Genomic DNA, 21,343 nt, shown 5'->3' with positions numbered 1-21,343 from the left:
CCGGTAAGGTTGTTGCTCCCGATCTCTATGTCGCCATCGGCATCTCGGGCGCGATCCAGCATTTGGCGGGCATGAAGGACTCCAAGGTCATTGTCGCGATCAACAAGGACGAAGAAGCCCCGATCTTCCAGGTCGCGGACTTCGGACTGGTAGCGGACCTGTTCCAGGCGGTACCGGAACTGACCGAAAAGCTCGGCTGAAACGGACATCCGGATTGATCTGCAAAGGCCCGCCATCCGGCGGGCCTTTTTCTATCCAAGATCCAAAACCGCGCCATACAAACATGACGCAATATGACGATGTGCCGATGGTCCAAGAAAATGCAAGGCAAGCTCTTCTAGTCAGCAAATTGCTCGGCGACTATTTCACCAAAACTGTCGAAAAACTTGGCTGAGAGCTTCTTCGCCGTACCCGCAATCAACCGACTTCCCAGCTGTGCAATTTTTCCGCCGATTTCGACCTTCGCTGTATAAGACAGCACCGTCTCCTCCCCATCCGGAGAGAGAGAAACATCTGCACCGCCTTTGGCAAAACCAGCTGCACCTCCTTTACCTTCACCAGTCAGAGAAAACTCATCTGGCGCTTTGGAGTTATCCAATGTCACTTCCCCGCTGAAGCGTGCTTTGACGGGGCCGATCTTCAATACGACCTTGGCCTCAAGATGCTCGGGAGAATGCTGTATCAATTCCTCGCAACCGGGGATGCACTCCCGCAGCACATCCGGATCGTTCAATGCGCGATACACGACATCTCGCGGAGCAGCGATGCGGATTTCGTCACTTAGTTCCATCTGAGGGTCCTTCTCTCAACAACATCTGGGATAAACGCGAAGCGCAGCTTCGGTCGCTTCTTCCGGGGTCATTTTGGGTTGCGCAGCCCTGAAGGCGCGCAACCAATCACGCCATTTTTTCATCATGCGAAGTCTCCTCGGATTTGTCTGAATTTCGCCAGAGGATAATTTCTGCAAGGATCGACAGCGCGATCTCATGCGGATCAATGGCGCGGATATCGAGACCTGCCGGTGACTTTAGCCGTTTGGTTTTTTCAAGGGCCAACCCCTGTGCGACCAGTCTATCGCACAACACCTGAGCCTTACGGCGGCTTGCAACCATAGACACCCGGCGTGCCGGAGTTTCCAAGGCAGCTTTCAACGCAGCGCCATCCCCCTGCCCCTGCGAGGCGACAACAACGAAATCGCGCGGTTCGACGCCAAATGCGGTTACGTCGTCAGGATCAAAGCTGGCAAAATCCACCGCACTTTCAGAACCCTCAGGCAAACAAACGCGCAATCCGGTCAACGCCGCATGAGACGCGAGAGCATGGGCTATCGGAGATTCACCAAAAATAATCAGGCGCGGAGCGTGTTGATATGGCTCGATCAACAAATCCACTGTGCCACCTGATGGGCACCCGCTTTTGAAAGTCTGAACACCATCGGAATCTGCCATCGCCACCACCTTGTCCGAGGGTTTCACGCGGATCATTTTCGGAGTTCCACTCGCAAATGCTTCTTGCGCGGATGCACGAACGGCGCGCTGTACGCATGCTCCGCCCAGATGACCCAAAATCCGTCCATCTCGCGTGATCGCCGCCTTACCGCCAGCTTTGGCCGAGGTGGCATCGGCTGTACGAAGGACCGTAGCCACACAAAAGGCGTCACCTTTTCTGCGCAACTCCTCAATCGTGTCGAAAATATCGAAACCTGCCATGGCCATGTCCTTTCACAGTTTTCGGAATTCGGTTTCCAACGCCGCCAACGCTGCCAGCGTGTTGGCGGGCAGATGCGCGTCTAAATAGGGCTCAGCCACCTGCATCGCAGCTGCGATGGGTTGATAGTCGCGCCAGCCTTTCAGCGGGTTCAACCAAACGATCCGCCGCGCCTTTCGCCGTATCCGGGACAAAACATCTCCCAAGGCCTGCGGGTCGGAACTGCAATACCCGTCGGACAGGATCAGCACGATGGTCCGCCCGTTCAAAGCCTGCGCGCCGTATCCGTTCAGGAAATGCTCAAGACTGCCCGAGATGTCCGTACCACCACCAAACCCTTCGGCCATAAGTGACAGCCGCCCTGCCGCGCGTAACGAGTCGTGGTCGCGCAACGCATCCGTGACGCGCATCAGGCGGGTATGGAAGAGGTAAGCATCCGCGTCCGTTCCGCTGCCGATCAGACCCTTGAGGAAGGCCAGAAAAACCCGCGAATAGACCGTCATCGATCCACTGACATCGCACAAAGCCACAATCCGCATCGGGCGCGGCGGACGGGCACGACGGTACAGGTCCATTGGTTCTCCGCCCCGCGCAAGGCTGGCCCGCTGTATGCGACGCATGTCCAAAGCAGGTCCTCGCAGCGCCTGTTTGCGCCGGCGCGAGCGCCGGTCGCGGATTGCGCGCGCGATGGCGGTTGCCGCTTGTTCGGCCTGCCGCAGCGCGTCTTCATCCATCAACTCGCGCAAATCCCGGCGCGACAGGTTGGCCGTACGGGTTGCAATCAGCTTCCCGTCTCTCCCCACGGCCTCCCCATCGCCGGTATCAGGTGTGGCGGCCTGATCCGTGCCGGTCTCGGATTCCTGAGCATCCTGGCTCTCTGGCTGCCAGATCATCGGCTTGGCAGATTGAACCCGCACATGAGCCGTTTGGGCGGCTCCCGCGCGTTGCTTGCCAGCGTTGAACCAATATGCTTCAAACAGATCATCGAACCGATGCCAATCGTCGGCGTCGCCGGCCAGCAGCACGCAAAGCGCCTGCTGGGCCTGTCTGACATCCGTCGCCTCAACCGCCGCCAGTGCAGCCAATGCGTCGCCCGTTTCAGCCGGCCCGACGCGCATTCCGTTCATGCGCAGATGCGCGATGAAGCCGGACATGCGATCCGACAAACCGAACGCGCGCGAGGGGAATCGGGTGACCTGCATTATGCCACCTTTCCGATCAAGCGATCCATCACTTCGGGCGGGGCAGCGTCATAGTCGGCTGCGGTTTTCAGAAGGCAAACGAGAGTCGCCTGAACCTCTTCACGGGACTGCGCCATGTCGTTGACGCCCAGCCCTGAAAGGGCGGCCGCCCAATCCAACATCTCGGCGATGCCAGGGGTCTTTTCCAGGTCTTCTTTGCGAAGCGCCTGCACAACGCCAATGATCTGGCGCGCCAGCATGCCTTCGACTTCTGGCATTCGGGCCTTCAGGATCGCCATTTCCGTTTCACGCGACGGGTAGTCGAGGAAACTGTACAGGCACCGACGCCGCAGCGCGTCCGACAGGTCCCGCGTCCCGTTTGCCGTCAGGATCACAATGGGCCGCGACCGCGCCTTGATCGTGCCGAGTTCAGGGATGGTGATCTGAAAGTCAGACAGGATCTCAAGCAGGTAAGCTTCAAACTCCTCATCCGCGCGGTCGATTTCATCGATCAGCAGAACAGGCGGCTCTTCTTCGCTGATTGCTTCCAACAATGGTCGTTTGAGCAGGTAGTCATCGGTGAACAACTGCGCTTCGCTGGTGCCGCCCTGCGCCTCGCTTGCACGGATGGCCAGCAATTGGCGCTGGTAATTCCACTCATAAATCGCGTGGCTGGCATCCAGCCCTTCGTAGCATTGCAACCGGATCAACCGCGCGGCGCGCTGTGCGGCCAACGCTTTGGCGACCTCGGTTTTGCCGACCCCAGCCGGGCCTTCCAGCAGCAGTGGACGCCCAAGCGTCTGCGCCAGATGCAGTGCCATCGCCAAACGGTCGTCGGCAACATAGCCCACCTCGGCGAGGCCTTGCTGTATGTCATGCAAGCTCATGCCATTCTCCCGGATTGCCGCCGCGCTGTATTTCAGCGCGGCGGCCTTTCCTGTTAGCCGTGCATTCCCAAACCGTTGGCGATCTTCCAGATACGCCAGTGGTCATGCGGCATGTGGCTCTGAACAAGGCCAAATGGCCGGAATGCATCATGCACCGCGTTCGAGAACGCAGGCACACCGCCGACATTCGGGCTCTCGCCCACGCCTTTGGCACCGATCGGGTGATGCGGGGACGGCGTCACCGTGTGATCAGTGGTGTAGTTGGGCGTCTCCCATGCCGTGGGCAGGAAGAAGTCCATCAGGGTACCAGTCTTCACATTGCCCATCTCATCATAGGCGATTTCCTGACCCATCGCGATGGCCAGCGCCTCGGTCACGCCACCATGGACCTGCCCTTCGATGATCATAGGGTTGATCCGGGTTCCACAGTCGTCCAGCGCGTAGAACTGCCGAACGTCCCATTCGCCGGTATCCACGTCGATCTCCATGACACAGATATAGGCACCGAAGGGGTAGGTCATGTTTGGCGGGTCATAGTAGCTGACAGCCTCCAGACCGGGTTCCAGGCCTGGGATTGCCTGATTGTAGGCAGCGAAGGCGATTTCCTTCATGGTCTTGAACCGCTCTGGCGCGCCTTTGACTGAGAACCGGTCCACGTCCCATTCAACGTCGTCGTCATGCACTTCCAGCAAGTAGGCTGCGATCATCTGCGCCTTGGCGCGGATTTTGCGTGCAGCCATCGCAGTTGCCGCTCCGGCCACAGGTGTCGACCGAGAGCCATAGGTGCCAAGCCCGTAAGGTGCGGTGTCAGTGTCGCCCTCCTCCAGCGTGATGTCATCAGCTGGCAGACCAATCTCACTGGCGATGATCTGGGCAAAGGTCGTGGCATGCCCCTGACCCTGGCTGATCGTCCCCAGCCGCGCGATGGCGGAGCCGGTCGGGTGGATGCGGATTTCGCAGGAATCGAACATACCCAACCCAAGGATATCGCAGTTCTTCACCGGTCCGGCCCCGACGATTTCGGTGAAATGCGTCAGGCCGATGCCCAGCAGTTTGCGGGTCTTTCCGGCTTTGAAGTCCTCGATCCGTTGCGCCTGTTCCGTCCGCAGGCCTTCATAGTCGACGGCCTTCAGCGCCTTGTCCCAAGCGGTGTGATAATCGCCCGAGTCATATTCCCAACCCAGCGCGGACTGATACGGGAATTGATCTTTCCGGATAAAATTGATCCGGCGCAGCTCGGCCGCGTCCATATTCAGCTTGATCGCCAGAACCTCAATCATCCGTTCGATGAAATAGGCAGCCTCGGTCACCCGGAATGAGCAACGATAAGCGACACCGCCCGGTGCCTTGTTGGTGTAAACCCCATCCACGGCCAGATAAGCAGTTGGGATGTCATATGACCCCGTGCAGATGTTCATGAAACCAGCCGGGAACTTGGTCGGGTCGGCACAGGCGTCAAATCCACCATGATCCGCCGTGGTATGACACCAGAGGCCAGTGATTTTGCCATCCTTGGTCGCAGCGATCTTGCCCTGCATCCAGTAATCGCGGGCAAAGGCGGTGGACATCAGGTTTTCCATCCGGTTCTCTACCCATTTCACTGGTTGGCCGGTGACAATCGAGGCGACGACCGAGCAGACATAGCCGGCATAGGCACCAACCTTGTTACCAAAGCCACCACCGATATCAGGGCTGATGACCCGGATATTGTGCTCGGCGAGGCCAGAGATCAGCGACACAACGGTCCGGATCGCGTGCGGGGCCTGAAAGGTTCCATAGAGCGTCAGCTTGCCGGTCACTTTGTCCATCGAGGCAACGCAGCCACAGGTCTCCAGCGGGCAGGGATGGGTCCGATGGTAATAGACCATCTCTTCGGCCACGACATCGGCTTCTCCCAGAACGGCCTCGGTCGCGTCTTTGTCGCCCTGTTCCCAGGTGAAGATGTGGTTGTGATGTTTGCGTGGACCATGAGCGCCCTCGGTCTGACCTGCAAGGTCTTCACGCAAGACTAGGTCTGATTTCAGCGCCTCGAAAGGATCAGTCAGGACGGGCAGTTCTTCGTAGTCAACCTCAACCAGCTCTGCCGCATCCGCCGCGATATAGCGGTTTTCGGCGACGACATAGGCGACTTCCTGGCCCTGGAACAGAACCTTGCCATCGGCCAGCACCATTTGCTTGTCACCTGCCAGCGTCGGCATCCAATGCAAGCCCAGCGGAGCCAGATCCTCGGCGGTCAACACAGCAACAACACCGGGCACAGCCAGCGCGGCCTCTTTGTTCACACTGACAACGCGGGCATGGGCATAGGGCGAGCGGACAAAGGCGCCGAACAGCATCCCGTCCAGCTTGATGTCATCGACGTAGTTGCCCTTGCCTTGGGTAAAGCGCACATCCTCGACGCGTTTGCGCGAGCTTCCCATCCCTTTGAGGTTGGCGGCGCGTTCTTCGGGGGTCATGGTTTGATCGTTCATTCCGCGGCCTCCTTCTGAGCGTTCAGCATGTCAGCCGAGGCCGAGATCGCCTTGACGATGTTCTGATATCCGGTGCACCGGCACAGGTTGCCAGCCATACCAAAGCGGATTTCTTCCTCGGTCGGGTTCGGGTTTTCCTGCAGCAAACGATGCGCGCGGGTAATCATGCCCGGCGTGCAGAAGCCGCACTGCAGCCCGTGATGTTCCCGGAACATCTCTTGCAGAACACCAAGGCTGCCGTCGTCATTGGTCAGCCCTTCGACAGTGGTGACATCGGCTCCGTTCACCTGCGCCACGAATGTCGTGCAGGATTTGACGGACTTACCGTCGATATCCACGGTGCAGGCGCCGCAATGACTGGTTTCACACCCGATGTGGGGGCCGGTGATTTTCAGATCTTCCCGCAGGAAGTGGATTAACAGCGTGCGCGGCTCGGCCAGACCTTCGACCTGTTTGCCGTTCACTGTTAGTTTTACGTGCATTTTCGACATGATTTCCTCCCCTCAACCCGCGCGGCTTTGCGCACGGTCGATGGCGCGGCGCAGCATCACGGCGGCCACGTGTTTCTTGAACTCGACCGGCCCGCGGTTATCGGCAACAGGGTCGATAGCGTCGAGCATCGCGGCGACGCAGCCACTGACGTCTCCTTCGGCGAGCGCATTGCTTGCGCTTTCGGACCAGATGGGCGTATCCGCCAAATTGGTCATCGCGACCGATGCCTGACCGCTGCCAACCATCACCGCAGCAGCTGCCGTCGCGTAGTCGCCGATCTTGCGTTTCTGCTTTTCATACGCCTGCCCGACACCCGCACCCGGCACCGGAATTGATATCCGTGTCAGGATTTCCTCATCCTCTCGCGCGGTGAAATAAGCGGCCTCGTAAAAATCCCGCGCCGCCACACTGCGCGAGCCGTCAGGACCGGACAGTTCGAACATCGCGTTCAGACACTGCATCAACCCCGGCATGTCATTACCCGGATCACCGTTTGCGACATTGCCTCCGACAGTGCCCACATAGCGGACCTGAGGGTCAGCGATCTGCAGAGCCGCCTCGCGGAGCAATGGAATGGCCGAAGCCAGGCCGTCATGGGTGATCAGTTCGTGCTGGGTCACCATCGCGCCAAGCGTCACGGTATCAGAGCCGACCTCGATGCCCTTGAGTTCCTCAATGGCCTGCAGATCAACCAGATGGCCCATCTCGGCCATGCGAAGCTTCATCATCGGGATCAGGCTGTGCCCGCCCGCGATCACGCGCGCTTCGTCTCCATGTTCCTGTAAAATGCCTATGGCTGAGGCGATGTCGCCTGGCCGGTGATACTCAAAACCGGCTGGTATCATGTTTTTCCTCCCTGGGTCCGGACGAAATGCCTTGGGGGACCTAGGGTAAGAAAAAGACGACGGGATCAGCCGTTCCAGCAGGCGGAAACGGGGCGCGTCGCTTGTTTCACGAGTTGCGAATAAGCTGCACGAGTTGCGATCAGAGACCCAGTGCCTCTCGGACATCCGTCAGACGGGATCGGCTGACCGGAACCTTTGTCAACGCGTCGACTCCGTCGAAATAGCAGGTGCCGTTATCCTTGTGTCGCTCGAAACTTGTCACATGTTTCGGGTTTACCAGATAACTACGATGCGCCCGCAGGAAGCCATCCGGTTTCAGGCGACTTTCGGCTTCGGTAATCGACCAGGGGCAGAACAGCTTCTCGGACCCGATGTAAAGAACGGTATAGTGCCCTTCGGCGCGGATGGCCGCGATCTTGCCGGATTCACTAAAGAACGTTTGCCCTTCTCGCTCGAATGGAACACCCGCACGCATCTGAACTGGCGCGTTGGGTTCCGGCTCAGAAGTGTCAGGTTGTGCTGTTACCTCTGTCTCAAATCCAAGGAAGGTAACACCTGTCAGAAGAAACGCCCCGCAGATCAGGAAAACTGCAATGGTAACGCCCATGGCCAGAACCTGGTTGTTCAGCGCAGGTCCGGCCCCACTGGCGTTATCACTGGCAACAAAATCAGTCAGACCGGTCGCCACAAAATGCATAGTAAACACGGCCAAACCAAAACAGACCGTTCCAAGCAGAATATTGCGCTGTGTCCGGTTGTCATAAGCAACCCAGATTGCAAGCACGGACAGCACTACAGAGGCGAGAGTCGCAATTACCACGTCGAGCGCATTGTAGACCGGTCGACAAAGCTCCATCCCCGCCATTCCGACATAGTGCATTACCACGATGCCCAGCCCGACAATAACGCCGGCCCCCACAATGGTTGGCATGGTTCTGGGACGGAAATGTAATAGCAACAGCGCCAAACCAACCATCAGAATGGCAACCAAAGCTGAAATCAGGGTAACCAACGCGTCGTAGTAGAACAGGATCGGAAGTTGCAATCCCAGCATTGCAACAAAATGCATCGACCAGATGCCCCCGCCCAGAATGACGGCTGCAAGCGCAACAACGAACTTTCGCTTTTGGTTATCAAGTTTGGACGCGCCATGTGTCAGATAGAGGCCGGTAAACCCAGCCATCAGCGCCACGGCCAATGAGGCCGCCACGAGCCACGCGTTATGCGAATAGTCCAACATTATGGTATGCACGCCCTCCCCAGCGCGTGCATGAAGTTAGCAAACTGCAATTCATGGTACAATCTACTCTGATTGGACGGGATCAGTCTGTCGCTGGCTGGTGATGACGACCAATCGGGCCGTTCCGATCATTATGTGTTCGGCCTCAAACCATTCAAAACCGATTGCGTGATGGAGGCCGTGCTGGCCACCCCACCCAAGTCTGGCGGCAGCAGCCCAGCTGACAAAACGTTATCCACTGCTCGCTCTATCGCACGCGCTGCGTGAAGATGCCCAAAGCCGTGCTCAAACATCATCGCCACAGACAGGATCGCGCCGATCGGGTTAGCGATACCTCGTCCGGAGATATCCGGCGCGCTGCCATGGGTCGGCTCGTAGAGCCCTCCCTTGACCGGATGTCCAGCCCGCGCAGCGGCAGGAAGCGTCGCAGAAGGCAGCATCCCCAGCGATCCGGAAACCACAGCGATCAGATCCGAGATGAGATCCCCGAACAGATTGTCTGCCAGCAGTACGTCAAAGTCCCGAGGCGCGCGCGCCACAGCAAAGAGTGCGTAGTCCATCAACAAATGGTTGAGCGCGATATCGGGATATTCGTCGTGCCCGATCCGCGCCACCGTTTCACGCCAGAGCTTGCCACTCTCCATTACGTTGGACTTGTCCAGAGAGGTCACATGCCCTCGCCGTCCGCGCGCTGCCTCAAAGGCACAGCGGGCGATGCGTTCAATCTCGGCCGTACGGTACTCGCTGATCTCAAAAGCGCGGGCTTGGCCGTCATTGAGCACCTCGCGCCCACGAGGTTCACCATAGTAGATGCCGCCTGAATTTTCCCGAACAACAAGCAGATCAGCCCCCTCCACGACTTCTGGCCGATACGGTGTCTGCGGCAAGAGCGCCGACCAGGCACGCGCAGGACGCAGGGCGTTGTACACGTCCAATTCGATCCGCAGGCGGGTCAGGCCATCGGTTTCGGTAATGGGTCCGTCGATCCTGATGCCGTCCCATTCCGGCCCGCCCACTGCGCCGACAAGAATGGCATCTGCGGCCCGCGCCTTGTCAACGACCGCATCCGTGCAGAACGTGCCATGTAAGTCCCAGGACGCACCGCCAAGAAGGTCTTCGTCGATGTCGACCCCGACATCGAATTGATTGGCAGCGTGGCGCAACACCTCCAGCCCGCTGGCGACAACCTCGGGGCCAATGTGGTCACCGCCAAGGGCAAGTACCTTGAACGGGCCGTTCATCCCGCCATCCCCTGCTGCAGCACCATATGCATGGAATCCGGATCCAGATCGCGTTGCAGCAGGCGCAGGCTGGAATGAAAGTCATCCAGATCGACCGAAGATGTCAGGACTGCACGCGGCGGCGTTTCAGGCGTGAACCCGGTTCGACCGTGCAACAGCCGCTGATTGTCGAACAGCAGTCCTTCGCCCGCTTTGAGATCCAGTGTCAGGCGCAGGTCATTACTGTACAGCAGATCAAAGAGCCTTTTCAAAGCGCGGTAGGCTGGCACCACCTGATCCGCGGGCACGTCCAACGGAGAAATCTGCCGCTCGTTCATCCGTACTCCGCAAACCTCACCCTGATCATCCCGCTGAATGATCGGCAAACGGGATTTGTACCAGCGCATGTTGCCATGGCTGTTGTCACCGGGGTCAAAGCGCTGGCACGTCACCCGCATGTTGCAGAGCAGATCAAAGTCCTCGGGCCACTTCTCCTTCAGGCGCCGGACGGCTTCGAACCCGTCAACCAAAGTCGAAGCGCCTCCGTTCGAACTGGGTCGCAGAACCTGAAAGACGGTGATACCAATCGCGGCATAGCGATAGGGTTCGTCCACATGCGGATCCAACGGACCGGTAGTGTCGCCAACATTGGTCACTGTCTTTTTCTTTTTCAGCGTATAGGTGCCATAGTGTGTCTGACGCTGCGCTCCTACCAGTTGAATCATCCGCTGGCTTTCCGCCTTGTCAGTGGGCGCTTCAACGATTTTGCAGAAACCGTAGTCCCGGACCATTTCAAGGATTTTCAATCGGGCTGCTGGATCACCCTCGGCCTCAACCAACGATCCGACCGGAATATCCGCGTTGATCGATCTGTCCCAAAGAACAGGCCGCACACGCCTGCGGCTGCGTTCGGCGTCCGAGTAACAGTGATTGCGCAGCCAGCGAGCCGCATATTCGGACCGGTGTCCGTCCGGCCAGATGACGAGAATGGTATCGTCTTCCACTCTGGCACTCTCGATACGGGTTCCTTCGTCGATGTGATGCAAGCGGATGCCGCGCACACCGGTCTCCGGAGTGCCGCAGTCCGAGCACCAGCATTGATGCCGCAACCAGATGGGATGAAACCGGCTTTCGTGGCCGTCTTCCCAGACTACGAACAAATGACCACTTTCAATGGCGGCGGAGCGAATGCTGTGGCGGGCGGTTGGCATTGGTCTGTTCCCTGTAGGTTTCCTGTTTGCAATAAGGTCCACTTCGATTTTGTTTGACAAATTCGAATTCAACACAGGAAGGTTGAGCTAAGCTCACTTATGGAATCCAAATGCTGGCCGATCCCAAAGACCCCTCTTATCTGGGTGCCTTAGTCTATTTTCATCATGCCGCCGAAAGCCTGAGCTTTTCCCGCGCGGCTCATATCCTGAACGTGACGCCGTCGGCTGTCAGCCACCGCATCACGGCGCTTGAAAACGCCATTGGAAAACGGTTGTTCGAGCGTCGCGTGCGAGAAGTCAGACTCACTCAGGATGGCGCCGAGCTGGTGCGTGCTACCGCAGTGATCTGGAATGAACTCAAAGAGATCACTGGTAAATTGACAACCCATGAGGTGTTGCGCGTTTCGGTTGGACCTTATCTGTCATCGCAGTGGCTGCTGCCGAGGATCGGCGCGTTCGAGGCCCAGCATCCCGGATTGCGAGTGGATTTGATCCATGTGATCGGGCGGCCGGATGCGCGTTTGGCAGATGTTTCGATCATCTGGGATCAATTGGACGATCCAGCAACCGGAACAACTCTGCTTTTCAACACCAAAGCTGTCCCTGTTGCAGCACCCGGTCTGAACGTCGGTGAGAATTTCTGGGAAGGTAAGCTACCACCAATTCACTACCGTGATCGCACCGCATGGCGCCACTGGCTTTCTGCTACAGGCGCTCCAGCGGAGTATGCTGAACGCGGGGAAGTACTGGAAGAACCACACATCGTTCTCGAAGCTGCAGCATTTGGGCGGGGGGTTGCGATCGGATTTTTACCGTTTGTTGACAAGTTCTTCGAACAAGGGCGGCTCGTTCACGTAGGAACACAGTCTGTCCGCTCCAACCGGGGCTACCGGCTTGAGGTAAACTCTGATGCTCAACCAATCGCCAACTTATTCGCCGATTGGATAAGGAGCCGAGCAAAAGAGAAATTGAGTTAGGCGGCATGACAGAATTCTTTTGTAGTAACAGATTGTCTCTATCGGTGCTCCGCCATGCCTTGATGCTCCACCAACCGCGGTTATGCGAACATTTTTTCATATCAACCCTCAGCTACTAGGGGATGCATAGCAGCACGAATGGGAGCAAGCGCCACGGGCTCAAGCTGCACCTTGATTGGCGCAATGGGCCTGTTTGCACTTGTGCGTCCTTCTCACTGCAGGTCGCCTATTGCCGTTTAGATCATCGGCCAGGGCAGAGGTTGGCTGGTTGTGTTCGGAAAGATTGCGGCAGCGAATTCCTACCTGCTCGCCATGGTCTTTATCATGGTGCTGATTGCTTGAGTATTGGAAATACATAAAGAAAACACTGGCGCATCTAAATGGATACGCTCACGGAAACCAGTATACCAACTGCCTTGACCTAGATTATCGTGTTCTACGAAGCCCGTATTCACGACTGTCTCGTATCTCCAAAGTGACAATATGAATGACCTGAATGTGACCCTAGAAAGCAAAATCACTTGTTCTGAGTGCGGCCATTCAACCGTCGAAACCATGCCTACCGATGAGTGCCAGTGGTTCTACGAGTGCGCTGCTTGCCGCACCATTTTGAAGCCGTTGCCCGGGGATTGCTGCGTTTTCTGCTCTTATGGGACCGTCGCCTGCCCACCGATCCAAGAGGGAAAGAGCTGTTGTGGGTGATCCTCGCCATGAGATCACGCCCGTCCTCAAAGCTATCACTACAGCTTACTGAAGAACCGGTTTTATCGGATGATGAACGCTCAAATGTATCCGGGTTTCGGATCACGTGCGCGATTTCAAGACCCGCCTAGGATGCCGACGCAGATGTAAAGGACTGAAACCCGAACACCAAATATCGGTTCCGCTCGATGCTCGGTTTCACCCGCGCTCAGCCATGTCCAGCCTAGCTGATCGAACTCGTTAAACGGCGATCACTAGAACAATCAGAAACAGCAGTGTCATGACACCGCCCACTTTTGAGAAGTCTACAACAGAGTATCCACCCGGTCCCATGATCAGTGCGTTGACCTGATGGGTTGGGATCAGGAACGAATTTGAGGTCGCCAACGCCACGGTAATTGCAAATAACGCGGGATCGGCGCCCAAACCGATTGCGACATTCACTGCCAAAGGCACCAGAAGAACCGTTGCGCCAACATTGGACATCAACAGTGTGAACACAGTCGCAAGCGCAGCAATCGCCGCCTGCGACACCCAAATCGGGGCGTCGCCAAGAAGTTTTAGGACTTGCTGTGCAATCCACTCAGCCGTTCCTGTCGACTGCACGGCGACCCCGAGAGGTATTAGGCTGGCCAGCAGGAACACCGTGCTCCAACTGACGGCGCTGTAAGCGTCATCTATTGTCAGAACGCGACTGACGATCATACCCGCGGCCCCGACAAGCAGGCAGATTGACAACCGCAAATCCGAAAATAGTACCAGCCCAAGTGCAATCGCAAAGAACAACAAAGCCCAGCCTACTTTCTGAGGAACCAGTTCCTCGTGCGGGAAATCCGAGGTCACGACGACAAAATCCCGGTTCTTTTCTAACCTCACAAGCGCGTCCCACGGCGTGTGGCACACTAGCGTGTCACCAGCCAGATACGGAATTTCACCAATATCTTCCTGGTCGCTGGAAAGAGTCTCACCGCCCCTGTAAATCGCCAGCGGGGCCAAGCCATAGACTTTGCGCAGCCAGCTTGAACGCCCCGTTTCACCGATCATACCCGACCCCGGAGGAATCACGACCTCAGCGATACCTGCTTTGCCCGGCTCTAAAGCATCTGAAAACCGGTCCAGCTTTTCCAGCGCGGAAAGACCATACCGCGCCGTGAATTGTTTCAGCGTTTCAGCATCCGCAATGACCGCCAACGCGCCTGGAACTTCGATAACCATGTCGCGCGGCGGTGCCATGACGGTGTTTGCACCCTGCTGAACAGCAATGATCTGGATATGGTTGCTGCGCTGGATTTCATCGACCGTCTGCCCCGCAAGTTCGTGTTTTTCTGGCAGCGTCAATTCATGGATTGTTCCAACAATCCCGTAGGTTGCGTTGAGATAGTCTTCGACGCTGAGACCCTCGGCACCGCCAACGTCCTGCCTTGTCGGCAACAGAAAGCGGCCAATCACGGTAAAATAAACAAGTCCGGTCACGACCAATGCTGCACCCACTGGCGTGACATCGAACAGGCCAAAGGTCTCCATCTGTTGCTCAGCAGGCAGCGAGTTGTTGATAGTCAGGATAAGATCATTGAGCAGGATCAGGGGTGACGATCCAACCATTGTCATGGTCCCGCCCAGAATGGCGCAAAACCCCATCGGCATCAGAAGCCGCGACATTGGAAGGCCGGATCGCACCGAAATGCGCGAGACGACCGGCAGAAACAAGGCCGCGGCGCCAACGTTCTGCATGAAGGATGAGATGACGCCCACAATCGACGAAATCAACAACATGATCCGGGTCTCTGTTGTACCGCCCACGCGCATGATCCAGCGGGCCACATGTGACAAGACACCGGTCCGATCCAGCCCCGCCCCGATGATCATGACGGCAATGATAGAAATCACTGCGTTACTTGCAAAGCCGTCAAACAGATGCCGGGGATCGGCAAGACCCTGCAGTCCGGGTATGGCCGAAAGCACTCCCAAGGTGACCATGATCAATATAGCTGCCACATCGACCCGAACGATCTCAGAGACGAAGAGGAAGACGGTTACGCCTAACAGGATCAATACGACAATCATTTCTGTCGTAAGGCCGAAGGTCTCCATTACATAGTCCTACCTAGGCTTGAAACCGAGAGTTAACCCGTGGGAGCGGGTTCAGCGAGGCGGCACCCCAAGAAGAAGAGCTCACCGGAAAGTCAGGCGAGGGCCAAGTCTTGAGGATTTCAGGCATTCCGTGCATGCCGCGTACGAACAGCATCATGCAGTGGCCGTGGATTGTTACAGCGATCAATGGCTCCGTTGCGCACGAAATACCCCCGATCCACATCAACCAGAGTGTCACAGAAAACACGCGTATTCCTGAGCTTCGCGCGGGTGTCCATCGCTTCAAGGACCCGCGCAACCGTTGCGTTATCATCCATGTGCGGTACGGCTGGGTTGTCGCCGGCGACCCTCAGGTGCACCGATGCTTTCAAGCCGAGGGCCGCGACTGCGCGATCTGCAGTATCCAACTTCTGGCTGACCGGATCACTGTTGCCGAGACGAAAAACAGCGCCGACAACGCCGCAAGGCTTTGGTAGCGCGGCAAGGAAGGCAAGCTGTTCGGAATCCTCTGTGTTGAACCCGTGATTGATAACATGGAAATACGTACCTTCGGCCTTGATATCGTCCTTTGTACGCATCCGGGAGATGTAGTTTGGCAGGCCAGTCGCGGCGTGAGCTTTGACCAGTGCATCAGTCGCTGGTTCCACATCGCTCCAGTTAACCGTGATTTCCCAATCGGTCAGTTTGTCCGCTTCGGAAGCGATCAGATCCAGGTGTTTCTCCGGAACACCAAATCCGAACAGAGTAATTCGGAACCCAAGATGCTTCAGCACACCAATCCGTGCTCGTCGTGCAGGATCGAGGAGGTCGTGCAGAGGGATGCGAATATCGCGCACACCCATCTCTTGCAGAGCTAGCAGGTGATAGTCGTTGCGCACAGGTTTTCGATCGAACTCATCCAGTCCACCACTGGGCGGCACTTCCAAGATTTCGGCCCAATTCTGACGCAGGTCGAAACCGATCAGCGGGTTGGTGTTTTCCCTTGGTTCCGGCGCGAGCTCCAACATCTCGCCTACGAGTTTTTCACCCTGAGCAAGTTCCACCCCATTTGTCCGAACAAACTTGGTGACGTGGCCGTTCTCGTAGACGTTCACCACAAAGTACCCCAGCTTGGCCGCATCATTGCGGCCGAATTCGCTGCCATCGGGCGGGATCGCGCGCAGCATTTCCGAATAGTCCTGGCGAACAAAACTGGTCGCCGGAGCCAGGTAGAAATCCGTCTCGCCATAGCGATCATACCAGAAGTTATGAGCGTGACCCGAGAACATGGCCTCGACCCCATGGTTCTCTAACAGGCCCAACAGCCAACCCCGTCCCGGCTGATCGGTGTTGTCATAGTGATCCAACTCGTCGGGATGGCACAGATAGGCCGGGTGGTGCAGCATGAGCATGACGCGCTGACCTTGTGCGGCCGCAAGCTCGGTCTCGACCCAGTTTCTTTGATCTTCCTCTGCCTGCAGACCGGAATTTATCAACTGCGCATTCAACAGAATGAAGCGAACGCCACCCTTTTCGAAGCTTTGGTAATGTACGCCGAACTCACCTTCCCATGCGTCGATCATCGCCAGCGTGGTCGGGCTTGCCGGCCCACCACTGATCGGCGTGTCTCCGATATCGTGATTGCCCGGCAGCACATGGATCGGAATCGTCAGGTCAGACACGATCGCGCGGTAGGCATTGGCAGCCTGCGCATACAGCGCTCCGGTTTCGGGGACCGGATGAAGTAAATCACCAAGATGGACGACGAAATCCACCTTTCTGCGGTTGATATCCGCCACGACATATCGGAAGCGTCTGTTAGCACGGGCGTTAACGGGAAAAGGCGAATTACACTTGTCTTCATCCGGATTGACATGCGTGTCCGATATCACTGCAAAACTGTATGCAAAGCGCCCCAGACCAGCATTGTCTGCGTTAGCCATTGTCTTGTCCTTGTCTTTGAGATTATCCGCCAGTCGTCAGCACTGATGCCTGTCCCGTGCGTGACGCACGTATACGGGATCGGATGAGCACAAAGATCGACAGGGCCGTGAGTAACCAGAAAAGCCAGCAAATCGCGTTTCTGACAAAGATTGACAGGCTGCCGTCAGACAACAGCAGTGATTGGCGGAAATTATCCTCAAGAAACGGTCCAAGAACGAAGGCGATCAGGAACGGCGCGACCGGGATATCCAACCGCAGCATCGCGAAACCAACGAGGCCCATGCACAGCATAACCAGAATGTCGAACAGGTTGTTGTTCACCGCGTAGGCGCCATAGACGCACAGCGTGAAGACAATCGGGTAAAGGATGCGGTTCGGGATCAGAGCAACGCGGCTGAAGGTTTTGATGGCGACCTTGCCGACGATGAACAGATAGGCCGAGCTGAGGAGGATACCCATGAACAGCGCATAGATCATCGGCAGGTTTTCCGCGAAGAGGATGGGACCCGGACGCAATCCGTGGATCATGAACGCGCCAAGGATCACGGCCGTGATCACATCACCCGGCACACCCAACGCCAGCAATGGGATCATCGTCGCGCCGGCCACGCCATTGTTTCCCGCCTCGGCTGCGGCGACACCCTCGGGTTCGCCCTTACCGAAGTTTTCCGGATGTTTTGAGTTTCTGCGCGCCTCGCTGTAGCTCAGGAAGGCCGCCGGAGCGCCGCCAATACCGGGAATAGCGCCCAGAATAACGCCGATGAAGCTACCGCGGATAACCGATTTCAAGGTCTTGCGGAATTCGGCAAAGCTTGCACCGCTACCCAGTTCCTGGCGTTGTGCCCCCGGAGGACGGGGACGGCGTGTTGCACGGTCGAGGATTTCCGGGATCGCAAACAGGCCGATGAGCACCGGAATAAAGTTCAGCCCGGACATCAGTTCATAATTGCCAAAGATGAACCGGTTCGTGCCGTAGATTAGATCAAGTCCAACGGTGGCGAGCATCAGGCCGAGGCAGGCGGACAGGATACCTTTGGTCAGGCTGGGGCCCGCAACACCGGCGATGATCGTCAGGGAAAAGACGATCAGAGTGAAGAACTCCGGCGGCCCAAAACGCAATGCGAAGGTTGCCAGAAAACCAGCGAACATGATCAGAGCGATGTTCGAGATCAGATCGGCCACACAAGATGCATAAAGCGCGATATCCAACGCCTTTCGCGCTTGTCCCTTTTGGGCCAGTGGATAACCATCCAGAATGGTACAGGACGCTGCCGGGGTTCCGGGCGTCTTGATCAGGATTGCGGTCAGGGACCCGCCATACAAACCGCCCTTGTAAACACCCAACAACAGCAGAATGCCGGTCACTGGCTGCATCGTGAATGTAAACGGCAGGGCCAAAGCCACACCCATCGGTGTCGTCATCCCCGGTATTGCACCGATAATAGTACCGATCAAAACACCGATGCCGATAACCAGAATGTTCTCGAAGCTGAGGAATAGCTGGAAGGCTGTGGAAATATTCTCGATCATGCTCAGGGTCTCCTCAGCCTAGCGTTTCGAACATGCCAAGCGGCATCGGCACACCCGCGATGTGCAGAAAGAACAGGTACAGAAGAATAGGTAGAATGATGCTGATCGGGACGATGTAGTACCACTTGCGTTCGCCGAAAAAGAGCATCATGGCGAGCATCAGAACGATCGAGCTTGCAACCACGCCCAGGGTCGTCAAAGCAAAGTAGAACAGGAACAACGCGAAGATCAGGATGATCGTCCGCAGAGTTCCGGGAAGCGTATCCAGCTTATAGACAGCATCAGCTTCTGCATCTTCGTTCGCATCGGCTTCAGGTACTTTCAAAAAGTAGGACTCAGCCATCAGACATAGCGCGACGACCACAACCGCAATAGCGATCACTCTTGGCCAGAATTCCGGCGACAATGCTGAAATCTCAACAGACCCCGGTGAATCGACACCTACGGGAATAAGCACAATCAGCGTCAGAATGCCCAGGACAAGGAATAACGCCCCTGCAAACAGGTCGAGTTTCTTTGAACTATCCACTGTCAGCTTCCTCCCTTTAGCAGATTCAGATCCAGCTCTGCGTTTGCGATGTTTTCGTGAAGCGACAGCAGACGTGCCGCCCCCATGTGGGTCATCGCGCTGGATTTGATTTTGATCGGCTGCTGCAGGTCGGCTTTCAGATTGTCGATCTGCTTTCGAAATGCCTCCAGATAGTATGGCGACTGCGCCAAAGGGCCGGCGAGCAAAACCAGTTCAGGCTGCAGAACCGTCAGGCTTAGCGAAAAGCAGTTTGCCGCCCTGGCCCCGAAATCTTCCACGACAGTTCTATATTCTCCATCCGCGTCATTGGCCGCTGAAACAACATCCCGGATTTTCTGGGCTCTCTCCTGATCGGACAGCGCATCAAATATCTTTGGTGTCAGCAGCTGACGTAACAACGCCTTTCCGCCACACAGATCAGACAGAGAAACGGCTGAGTTGGATCCCACTCCTTCAGTGGTCCTGGCCTCGGTTAAAACGCCACCAACCCGACCAATCCCACTATAGGGCTGGCCGTTGACCTGTAGCCCGATACCGAAACCCATTGCGCAGTAAATCACAGCGACATTTTCGATGTTCCGCGCAGCACCAAAAGCAACTTCGGATTGGCAGATCGCAGCACTTGGTGTTTCAAGCGCAACTGGAACACCAAGCTCTTGTCTCACGATCCCGCAAACATTGGTTTCTTCTGCCCAGCCGAGTGTGGGCGCGGAAATGACAATCCCGCGGGCTTTGTCCAGATTGCCGGCGATCGTCAGGCCAACCCCAAAAAGCCGATCCTTTTCTGGGACATGCTCTTCAATCAAGGCTTTTGCCTGCTTACAGCAAGCCCTTATGAAACTGGTGCCGTCGGTTAGACCCGCCCCGCCCGCATCCCAAGATGCGATGCGATTATTCGACAGATCGGCAAGCGTGACTACCTGCTGATACGCATTGATACCGATTCCGATCACATAACCCCCGGATCGGTCCATGGTCAGTTTTTTAGTTCTTGGCCCCCTGCGCCCTTCGGGTTGGGACACGCCAACCTCCTGAACCAGCCGCGCTTCGATCAGCTCTCGCGTAATTCTCGAAACGCTAGCGGCATTCAGCGCGAGGTTATCTGCGATCTGCGTTCGCGAAATCGTGCCTGATCCCAGTATCTCACCCAGAACCCTTTGCCGGTTCCCGCGACCGATCTCTTCCTGTGACCAACCTGCCATTTTGCACCTCCTGAATGTATCTTTACTTAATTATTTACTTACTGCAAGTATTTTATTATGGTGAGTCCCACTCGATTCAGGGAGACGCAACAAATGACAGTCAGAAACACAGTAACCGCAGCGCTGAGCAGCCTTGCTCTGCTCGCGATCCCGATGGGAGCGTCCGCGCAAGATTATCCAAGTAAACCAGTGACTTTAGTGGTGCCATATGGCCCCGGCGGCGCTGCTGATCTGGCCGCGCGTACCCTCAGCACTGAGGCGCCGGACTACTTGGGCGAGAACATTCTAGTGGTAAACAAGACCGGTGCGGGAGGTGTTGTTGGCTCGACTCAGGTCGCCAAATCACGCCCCGATGGCTACACCCTCCTGATGGCGCGCGTTGGATCTCAGGCCACCGTTCCGGCGATTAACCGCACAATTCCGTACAAGTGGGACGACTTTACCTTTCTGGGTCTGATCGAAAAGAACCCGTTTGTATTGGGCGTCAGCGCGGACTCGCCGTATCAGAGCTTTGATGAGCTGAAGACAGCGATCGCAAACGGTGAGCGCCTGTCCTATGCGTCTGCCGGTGTTGGCACCCTCCTGCACATGGCGATGCTCATCATGCTGGATGATCTCGGCGTCGACTCCGAAGCGCTGATCCATGTCCCGTTCAAAGGCGGCGGCAAGGCGACCGCAGCCGTGGTGGGCGGGCATGCCGACTTGATCTTCCACAATCTCTCGGGCCTGTCCGGTGCGATCGAATCTGACCAGATCCGCCCCCTGCTGACCACCACACCCGAACGTTTTGCAGCCATTCCTGACACGCCAACCGCACAGGAACTGGGGCACCCTAACTTGGAAAATGTTGTCGGCTGGACAGGTGTCTGGGGACCCAAAGACCTGCCTGAGGATGTCGTGGCAAAATGGGTCGAGGTGCTTGGGGCAATTGCAGCTGATGAAAGCTGGGTCGAGACCACAGAAAAACTGGGCTCAGTCCCAACAGTTCTGTCACCAGACGACACAAAAGCATTCGTTGAAGGTCAGGTTAAAACCTTCAGCGACACAGCCGACAAGTTGGGAATGGTAATCCAGTAACAACCTCGGCGTCCCGGGCGGTCCTCCCCTCTTATCGCCGCCCGGGCTTAATCTCCTT

Annotated in this window: 19 protein-coding genes; 4 read left to right on the top strand and 15 right to left on the bottom strand. The window is 56.8% G+C overall.

Going from position 1 to position 21,343, the window contains the following annotated elements:
- Positions 1–200, top strand: a 200-nt coding sequence (locus ACR0CW_RS14760) for an electron transfer flavoprotein subunit alpha/FixB family protein (RefSeq protein ID WP_480788377.1), incomplete at its 5' end; no start/stop codon positions are given.
- A 137-nt stretch (positions 201–337) separates the two neighbouring features.
- On the opposite strand, the gene ACR0CW_RS14755 is transcribed toward ACR0CW_RS14760, so the two are convergent.
- The 10 genes from ACR0CW_RS14755 to ACR0CW_RS14710 all read right to left on the bottom strand — a co-directional run bounded on the left by ACR0CW_RS14755 (position 338) and on the right by ACR0CW_RS14710 (position 11,254).
- Positions 338–790 (bottom strand): SRPBCC family protein, encoded by a 453-nt coding sequence (locus ACR0CW_RS14755; protein WP_480788376.1) that lies wholly within the window; start codon positions 788–790, stop codon positions 338–340.
- A 106-nt stretch (positions 791–896) separates the two neighbouring features.
- On the bottom strand, positions 897–1,709 hold the full coding sequence (locus tag ACR0CW_RS14750) for an XdhC family protein (protein ID WP_480788375.1): 813 nt from the start codon (positions 1,707–1,709) through the stop codon (positions 897–899).
- Positions 1,710–1,721: 12 nt separating this feature from the next.
- Positions 1,722–2,909, bottom strand: coding sequence for a vWA domain-containing protein (locus tag ACR0CW_RS14745; RefSeq protein WP_480788374.1), 1,188 nt, complete (start codon positions 2,907–2,909; stop codon positions 1,722–1,724).
- Positions 2,909–3,775, bottom strand: a complete 867-nt coding sequence (locus tag ACR0CW_RS14740) for an AAA family ATPase (protein WP_480788373.1) — start codon at positions 3,773–3,775, stop codon at positions 2,909–2,911. Before ACR0CW_RS14740 ends, ACR0CW_RS14745 begins: the two co-directional genes overlap by 1 nt.
- Positions 3,776–3,828: 53 nt before the next feature.
- Positions 3,829–6,246: an aerobic carbon-monoxide dehydrogenase large subunit gene (locus tag ACR0CW_RS14735; protein WP_480788372.1), complete on the bottom strand. Its 2,418-nt coding sequence runs from the start codon at positions 6,244–6,246 to the stop codon at positions 3,829–3,831.
- Positions 6,243–6,737, bottom strand: a complete 495-nt coding sequence (locus tag ACR0CW_RS14730; protein WP_155149197.1) for a (2Fe-2S)-binding protein — start codon at positions 6,735–6,737, stop codon at positions 6,243–6,245. The genes ACR0CW_RS14735 and ACR0CW_RS14730 overlap by 4 nt, the downstream gene beginning before the upstream one ends.
- 12 nt (positions 6,738–6,749) lie before the next feature.
- Entirely contained in the window at positions 6,750–7,583 is an 834-nt protein-coding gene (locus ACR0CW_RS14725; RefSeq protein ID WP_480788371.1) for an FAD binding domain-containing protein, read from the bottom strand.
- Between the two features lie 139 nt (positions 7,584–7,722).
- On the bottom strand, positions 7,723–8,823 hold the full coding sequence (locus ACR0CW_RS14720) for an MHYT domain-containing protein (RefSeq protein ID WP_480788370.1): 1,101 nt from the start codon (positions 8,821–8,823) through the stop codon (positions 7,723–7,725).
- Positions 8,824–8,954: 131 nt separating this feature from the next.
- Entirely contained in the window at positions 8,955–10,064 is a 1,110-nt protein-coding gene (gene leuB / locus ACR0CW_RS14715; protein WP_480788369.1) for a 3-isopropylmalate dehydrogenase, read from the bottom strand.
- On the bottom strand, positions 10,061–11,254 hold the full coding sequence (locus ACR0CW_RS14710; protein WP_480788368.1) for a TauD/TfdA family dioxygenase: 1,194 nt from the start codon (positions 11,252–11,254) through the stop codon (positions 10,061–10,063). The genes leuB and ACR0CW_RS14710 overlap by 4 nt, the downstream gene beginning before the upstream one ends.
- Positions 11,255–11,364: 110 nt before the next feature.
- Between ACR0CW_RS14710 and ACR0CW_RS14705 the strand changes: the two genes are divergently transcribed.
- Entirely contained in the window at positions 11,365–12,231 is an 867-nt protein-coding gene (locus tag ACR0CW_RS14705) for a LysR family transcriptional regulator (RefSeq protein ID WP_480788367.1), read from the top strand.
- A 483-nt stretch (positions 12,232–12,714) separates the two neighbouring features.
- Positions 12,715–12,933 (top strand): GDCCVxC domain-containing (seleno)protein, encoded by a 219-nt coding sequence (locus ACR0CW_RS14700; protein WP_480788366.1) that lies wholly within the window; start codon positions 12,715–12,717, stop codon positions 12,931–12,933.
- A gap of 240 nt (positions 12,934–13,173) precedes the next feature.
- Here ACR0CW_RS14700 and ACR0CW_RS14695 read toward each other — a convergent pair whose 3' ends face one another.
- The 5 genes from ACR0CW_RS14695 to ACR0CW_RS14675 all read right to left on the bottom strand — a co-directional run bounded on the left by ACR0CW_RS14695 (position 13,174) and on the right by ACR0CW_RS14675 (position 20,208).
- On the bottom strand, positions 13,174–15,024 hold the full coding sequence (locus tag ACR0CW_RS14695) for an SLC13 family permease (protein WP_480788365.1): 1,851 nt from the start codon (positions 15,022–15,024) through the stop codon (positions 13,174–13,176).
- A 119-nt stretch (positions 15,025–15,143) separates the two neighbouring features.
- Positions 15,144–16,946, bottom strand: a complete 1,803-nt coding sequence (locus ACR0CW_RS14690; RefSeq protein WP_480788364.1) for a metallophosphoesterase family protein — start codon at positions 16,944–16,946, stop codon at positions 15,144–15,146.
- Positions 16,947–16,968: 22 nt separating this feature from the next.
- Positions 16,969–18,477, bottom strand: a complete 1,509-nt coding sequence (locus tag ACR0CW_RS14685) for a tripartite tricarboxylate transporter permease (protein WP_480788363.1) — start codon at positions 18,475–18,477, stop codon at positions 16,969–16,971.
- Between the two features lie 13 nt (positions 18,478–18,490).
- Positions 18,491–19,006, bottom strand: a complete 516-nt coding sequence (locus ACR0CW_RS14680) for a tripartite tricarboxylate transporter TctB family protein (protein ID WP_480788362.1) — start codon at positions 19,004–19,006, stop codon at positions 18,491–18,493.
- A gap of 2 nt (positions 19,007–19,008) precedes the next feature.
- Positions 19,009–20,208 (bottom strand): ROK family transcriptional regulator, encoded by a 1,200-nt coding sequence (locus tag ACR0CW_RS14675; protein WP_480788361.1) that lies wholly within the window; start codon positions 20,206–20,208, stop codon positions 19,009–19,011.
- Between the two features lie 93 nt (positions 20,209–20,301).
- Between ACR0CW_RS14675 and ACR0CW_RS14670 the strand changes: the two genes are divergently transcribed.
- Positions 20,302–21,285 (top strand): Bug family tripartite tricarboxylate transporter substrate binding protein, encoded by a 984-nt coding sequence (locus tag ACR0CW_RS14670; protein ID WP_196223550.1) that lies wholly within the window; start codon positions 20,302–20,304, stop codon positions 21,283–21,285.
- The last annotated feature ends 58 nt before the right edge of the window (positions 21,286–21,343 follow it).

This window comes from Ruegeria sp. CH6 (genome assembly GCF_056537005.1).
Note: the sequence above shows the minus strand (reverse complement) of the source record. Positions and strands in the feature narration are given on the sequence as shown.

Excerpts from the sequence above, each read along its gene's own strand:
- ACR0CW_RS14755 (WP_480788376.1), bottom strand. The coding sequence starts at position 790 with ATGGAACTAAGTGACGAAATCCGCATCGCTGCTCCGCGAGATGTCGTG.
- ACR0CW_RS14750 (WP_480788375.1), bottom strand. The coding sequence starts at position 1,709 with ATGGCAGGTTTCGATATTTTCGACACGATTGAGGAGTTGCGCAGAAAA.
- ACR0CW_RS14745 (WP_480788374.1), bottom strand. The coding sequence starts at position 2,909 with ATGCAGGTCACCCGATTCCCCTCGCGCGCGTTCGGTTTGTCGGATCGC.
- ACR0CW_RS14740 (WP_480788373.1), bottom strand. The coding sequence starts at position 3,775 with ATGAGCTTGCATGACATACAGCAAGGCCTCGCCGAGGTGGGCTATGTT.
- ACR0CW_RS14735 (WP_480788372.1), bottom strand. The coding sequence starts at position 6,246 with ATGAACGATCAAACCATGACCCCCGAAGAACGCGCCGCCAACCTCAAA.
- ACR0CW_RS14730 (WP_155149197.1), bottom strand. The coding sequence starts at position 6,737 with ATGTCGAAAATGCACGTAAAACTAACAGTGAACGGCAAACAGGTCGAA.
- ACR0CW_RS14725 (WP_480788371.1), bottom strand. The coding sequence starts at position 7,583 with ATGATACCAGCCGGTTTTGAGTATCACCGGCCAGGCGACATCGCCTCA.
- ACR0CW_RS14720 (WP_480788370.1), bottom strand. The coding sequence starts at position 8,823 with ATGTTGGACTATTCGCATAACGCGTGGCTCGTGGCGGCCTCATTGGCC.
- leuB (WP_480788369.1), bottom strand. The coding sequence starts at position 10,064 with ATGAACGGCCCGTTCAAGGTACTTGCCCTTGGCGGTGACCACATTGGC.
- ACR0CW_RS14710 (WP_480788368.1), bottom strand. The coding sequence starts at position 11,254 with ATGCCAACCGCCCGCCACAGCATTCGCTCCGCCGCCATTGAAAGTGGT.
- ACR0CW_RS14705 (WP_480788367.1), top strand. The coding sequence starts at position 11,365 with ATGCTGGCCGATCCCAAAGACCCCTCTTATCTGGGTGCCTTAGTCTAT.
- ACR0CW_RS14700 (WP_480788366.1), top strand. The coding sequence starts at position 12,715 with ATGAATGACCTGAATGTGACCCTAGAAAGCAAAATCACTTGTTCTGAG.
- ACR0CW_RS14695 (WP_480788365.1), bottom strand. The coding sequence starts at position 15,024 with ATGGAGACCTTCGGCCTTACGACAGAAATGATTGTCGTATTGATCCTG.
- ACR0CW_RS14690 (WP_480788364.1), bottom strand. The coding sequence starts at position 16,946 with ATGGCTAACGCAGACAATGCTGGTCTGGGGCGCTTTGCATACAGTTTT.
- ACR0CW_RS14685 (WP_480788363.1), bottom strand. The coding sequence starts at position 18,477 with ATGATCGAGAATATTTCCACAGCCTTCCAGCTATTCCTCAGCTTCGAG.
- ACR0CW_RS14675 (WP_480788361.1), bottom strand. The coding sequence starts at position 20,208 with ATGGCAGGTTGGTCACAGGAAGAGATCGGTCGCGGGAACCGGCAAAGG.
- ACR0CW_RS14670 (WP_196223550.1), top strand. The coding sequence starts at position 20,302 with ATGACAGTCAGAAACACAGTAACCGCAGCGCTGAGCAGCCTTGCTCTG.